Source organism: Longimicrobiaceae bacterium (assembly GCA_035936415.1).
In the GTDB taxonomy this organism is placed as follows: domain Bacteria; phylum Gemmatimonadota; class Gemmatimonadetes; order Longimicrobiales; family Longimicrobiaceae; genus JAFAYN01.
This window is the reverse complement of record DASYWD010000530.1, coordinates 1-3,647: the sequence shown is the minus strand read 5'-3', so window position 1 is coordinate 3,647 and position 3,647 is coordinate 1. Positions and strand designations below refer to the sequence as shown.

1 protein-coding gene and 1 tRNA gene are annotated in these 3,647 nt (G+C 75.0%); both read left to right on the top strand.

The annotated features are described in order from the left end of the window. On the top strand, window positions 1–3,168 hold a 3,168-nt coding region (locus VGR37_21440; GenBank protein HEV2149975.1), incomplete at its 5' end, for a DUF3320 domain-containing protein. Between the two features lie 144 nt (window positions 3,169–3,312). Beyond that, window positions 3,313–3,385: transfer RNA gene (locus VGR37_21435), tRNA-Met, on the top strand. Window positions 3,386–3,647 lie beyond the last annotated feature (262 nt).

The following is a 3,647-nucleotide window of genomic DNA, read 5'->3' as shown; positions in this document are numbered from 1 at the left end:
GGGCTGCCGCCCATCCGCGGCTTCGCCGACGTCCGCACCGCCGCCGACGTGGCCCGGGTGCTGGCGCGCTCTCCGGGCGCCCCGCTGGCGGTGCTGAGGAACGACGCCTGGAACGCGCCTCCCGCGGAAGCGCTGGCGCTGGTGGAGCGCGGGCGGGAGACGGAGCGGCTGGCGGCGCGCATCCAGGCGCGCTTCCGCCCCGAGGTGCTGGACCAGGAGCACGCGGCCGACGTCGCCTACGTGGAGCGGAAGGCGGAGGGCGCGCTCTCCTTCCTGGCGTGGCTGGACGGGCGCTGGCGCGCCATCCGCAGCCGCTGGCTGGGCTACCGCCTCCCCGCGTTCGCGGGCTCGCTGGCGGAGCAGGCCAACGAGATGAAGCAGGTGGACCGCCTGCTCGCCGAGCGGGCCGCGCTCCGGGGCGCGGCGGAGCGCGGGCGGGAGCTCTTCGGGGAGCTCTGGCAGGACGACCGCTCCGACTGGGACGCGCTGGACGGCTACATCCGCTGGGTGGTGGAGTTCCGGGGGGCGTGCGTCCGGCACGGGCTGGACGCACGGGCCGCCGAGGTGGCGGCGCGCCCGGCGCCGGACCTGACCGCGGTGGAGGCGCTCTCCGCGGCGGCCGGCGAAGCACGCGAGGCGCTCGCGAAGCTGCGCGAGGCGGTCGGCTGGCCGGACGCGTACCTGGAGGAAGCGCCGCTGGAGGAGGTCGCCGCGCGGGCCGGGGCGCTCGCCGCCGCCGTCGAGCACGGCCCCCGCTGGGCCGCGTTCGAGTCGGCGCGCAGCGCGGCGGCGGCGGGGATCGCGGGGGAGCTGCTCCCCGCGGCCATGCGCGGCGAGATCGCCTTCGCGGGGCTCACGGCGGCGTTCCTGCGCGCCTTCTACATGAAGTGGCTGTCCGTCGCCGTGCGGGAGCGGGAGCCGCTGGCGAGGTTCAGCACCCTCACGCACGAGGAGCGCGTGGCGGAGTTCCGCCGGCTGGACGAGCGGGTGCTGCTGGAGAACCGTGCGGCGCTGGTGGGGCGGCTACGGGAGCGGGTGCAGCACCGGCTGCAGCAGGGCGACCCGGCGGCGGCGCTCCCGTACCTGCGCGGGCAGATGGCCCGCCAGCGCAACCTGGCGCCGCTGCGGCGGACGATGCAGCAGGCGGCGGCGGCGGTCCGCGCGATCAAGCCCTGCTTCATGATGAGCCCCTTGAGCGTGGCGCAGCTCGTGGACGGCGCGCAGCCCGGCTTCGACCTGGTGATCTTCGACGAGGCCTCGCAGCTCCCCCCGGAGGACGCCGCCGGGGCCATCGCGCGCGGGCGGCACCTGGTGGTGGTGGGCGACCCCAAGCAGCTCCCGCCCACCAACTTCTTCGCCGTCTCGTCCGGGATGGTGGAGGCCGAGGTGGACGCGGACGGGCTGCCGCTGGTGGACGACTCGGAAAGCATCCTGGAGCAGTTCATGGGCGCGGGCGTCCCCATGAGCCGGCTCAGGTGGCACTACCGGAGCGCGCACGAGTCGCTGATCAACTTCTCCAACGTCTCGTTCTACGACGCGGACCTGTACACCTTCCCCAGCGTGGAGACGGGGACGGACGCGGCCGGCCTCCGCTTCGAGCACGTGGCCGACGGCGTGTACGAGGGGAAGGGGATGAACCCGGTGGAGGCGCGGCGCGTGGCCGACGAGGTGGTGCGCTTCGCGAAGGAGCAGCTCGCCCGGCGGGAGCGGGGGGAGCCGGCGCTGTCGCTGGGGGTGGGCACCTTCAACCTCCGCCAGCAGGTCGCCATCCAGGACGAGCTGGAGCGGCGGCGGCGCGACGACCCCTCCATCGAGCCCTTCTTCGGCCGCGGCGGGGTGGAGCCGTTCTTCGTCAAGAACCTGGAGAACATCCAGGGCGACGAGCGCGACGCGATCTTCATCAGCGTCACCTACGCCCGGAGCGCGGACGGGAAGCTGCGCCTCAACTTCGGCCCGCTGAACGGCAGGAACGGCTGGCGGCGGCTGAACGTGCTGGTGACCCGCGCGCGGCGGCAGATGCGGGTGTTCTCGTCCATGCGCGGGGACGAGATCAGCGCCACGGCCACCGGCTCCGACGGTCCGCGGCTGCTGCGCGAGTTCCTGCTGTACGCGGAGCGGGGGCAGCTCGAGGGCGCCGCCGTGAGCGCCGCCGCCGACACGGAGTCGCCGTTCGAGCGGGAGGTCCTGCAGGAGCTGGCACACCGCGGGCTCACGGTGGTGCCGCAGGTGGGCGTGGCGGGCTACCGCATCGACCTGGGGGTGCTGGACGACGCGGCGCCGGGGCGCTTCCTCTGCGGGATCGAGTGCGACGGGATGGCCTACCACATGTCGGAAACGGCGCGGGACCGCGACCGCCTGCGCCAGCAGGTGCTGGAGGCGCGCGGCTGGACCATCCACCGGGTCTGGTCCACGGACTGGTTCAAGGACCGCGGGGGGCAGATCGACCGGCTGCTGGAGTTGATCGAGCAGGACCGGGCGCGCGCCCGGGAGGACGCCGAGGCGGAGCGGACGGCGCGCGAGCGGGCGGCGCTCCGGGCGGCGGAAGAGGCCGAGCTGGAGGCCCGCGAGGCGGCGGAGATGCTGGCCTCGGGACCTCCTACGCCGTACGTGCGGCCCGTGGCGGCGCCCTACGTGCCGGCCGGGGGGGAGGGCCGGTACGCGGGCGGCGACCTGCTCTCCACCCCGCTGGCCCAGCTCGCGGGGGCGGTGGTGGAGGTCGTGGACGCGGAGTCGCCGGTGCACCGCGCGGAGCTGGTCTCGCGCGTGGTGGGGATGTGGGGGACGCGCGCCGGGGCACGCATCCAGGCGTGGATCGGGGAGGCGTGCTCGGCGGCGGAGCGGGCGCGCCGGGTGGAGCGGCGCGGGGAGTTCTTCTGGAGCCCCGCGGCGGGGGGCACCTGCGTGCCGCGCTCCCGCGCCGGGACGCGCATCCCGGCCGACCGGGTGGCGCCGGAGGAGTACCGCGCGGCCGTGCTGGCGGTGCTGGCGGGAGGCCACTCCTTCACGCGCGAGCAGCTCACCACGGAGGTCCGCTCGGTCCTCGGCTACGGCCGCACCGGCGCGGCGCTGGACGAGGCGGTCTCCGCGGCCGTCACCGCCCTGCTGCGCGAGGGCCGCCTCGGGGAGGCGAGCACGGGGGTGCGGCTGCGGCGCGACGCCCCGTCGTGAGCGGACCGGACGCCTCCCCCACTCCCAGAAATGGTCCTATCCTGCAGGTTGACATGCACTTAGAGGGTGTGTAGATTGGTTGCGCGCGACAGGACGGGGAGACCGCGCGGCATGCGTGGCGCACGCTCTCCGTCGTGTCCTGGCCGCGGGGTGGAGCAGCCTGGTAGCTCTCGGGCTCATAACCCGAAGGTCGCGGGTTCGAATCCCGCCCCCGCTATGACAAGTGCGCGCTCCCGTACCGTTCCACGATATGGGGGCGCTTTCGTTTGGATCCGTCGTAGATCCGGTTCCGCAGACCGTATTCCGGGAGGTGTTCGTGAAGCTCATCGTCGACATGCGCCGCAAGCCGCTGCCGATCGTCGCCGCCGCCGTCTGCGTGGGGGTGGCGGTGGGGCTGGTGCGGGAGCCGCAGCAGCCCGCTGCGAGCGTGGCGGAGGCCGTGCGCGACACGGCCGCCGCGGCGCCCTCCGCCTCCGCGC